This window comes from Klebsiella sp. ME-303 (genome assembly GCF_007910085.1).
Taxonomy (GTDB): domain Bacteria; phylum Pseudomonadota; class Gammaproteobacteria; order Enterobacterales; family Enterobacteriaceae; genus Klebsiella; species Klebsiella michiganensis.
In genome coordinates this window covers 85624-86409 of sequence record NZ_VOJB01000057.1, presented here as the reverse complement: position 1 = coordinate 86409, position 786 = coordinate 85624, and the positions used below count along the sequence as shown (strand labels likewise).

2 protein-coding genes are annotated in these 786 nt (G+C 46.1%); both read left to right on the top strand.

Going from position 1 to position 786, the window contains the following annotated elements:
- The first annotated feature begins 24 nt into the window (after positions 1-24).
- Positions 25-222, top strand: a complete 198-nt coding sequence (rpmI, locus tag FQK12_RS03820; RefSeq protein ID WP_001124225.1) for a 50S ribosomal protein L35 — start codon at positions 25-27, stop codon at positions 220-222.
- Between the two features lie 50 nt (positions 223-272).
- Positions 273-629, top strand: a complete 357-nt coding sequence (rplT, locus tag FQK12_RS03815) for a 50S ribosomal protein L20 (RefSeq protein WP_000124850.1) — start codon at positions 273-275, stop codon at positions 627-629.
- The last annotated feature ends 157 nt before the right edge of the window (positions 630-786 follow it).

Below are 786 nucleotides of genomic sequence, written 5' to 3'. Positions count from 1 at the left end.
CAATGCGAAGTGGAAGTTATTAAAATGCCAAAAATTAAGACCGTACGCGGTGCTGCTAAGCGCTTCAAAAAAACCGGTAAAGGTGGTTTTAAGCACAAGCACGCTAACCTGCGTCACATTCTGACTAAAAAAGCTACCAAGCGTAAACGTCACCTGCGTCCGAAAGCCATGGTTTCCAAAGGCGATCTGGGCCTGGTTATCGCGTGCCTGCCGTACGCATAAGTCGTTAACGTTTAACTTTTTTAACTTAGAATAGATACAGGAGAGCACACATGGCTCGCGTAAAACGTGGTGTAATTGCACGTGCACGTCACAAGAAAATTTTGAAACAAGCTAAAGGCTACTACGGTGCGCGTTCTCGCGTATACCGCGTTGCCTTCCAGGCTGTTATCAAAGCTGGTCAGTACGCTTACCGTGACCGTCGTCAACGTAAACGTCAGTTCCGTCAACTGTGGATTGCACGTATCAACGCAGCAGCACGTCAGAACGGTATTTCTTACAGCAAATTCATCAATGGCCTGAAAAAAGCCTCTGTTGAAATCGACCGTAAGATCCTGGCTGACATCGCTGTATTCGACAAAGTAGCGTTCACCGCTCTGGTCGAAAAAGCGAAAGCAGCTCTGGCATAAGCCAGTTGAAAGAGGGAGCTTGTCTCCCTCTTTTCGTTTCAACACCATCAATACATTGACTTTTATCGGCGCAGGCTTTTCAATACAGCTCTGACGTTTCTTACCAGACAAGGTAATGCAAGCATGAATGCTGCTATTTTCCGCTTCTTTTTTTACT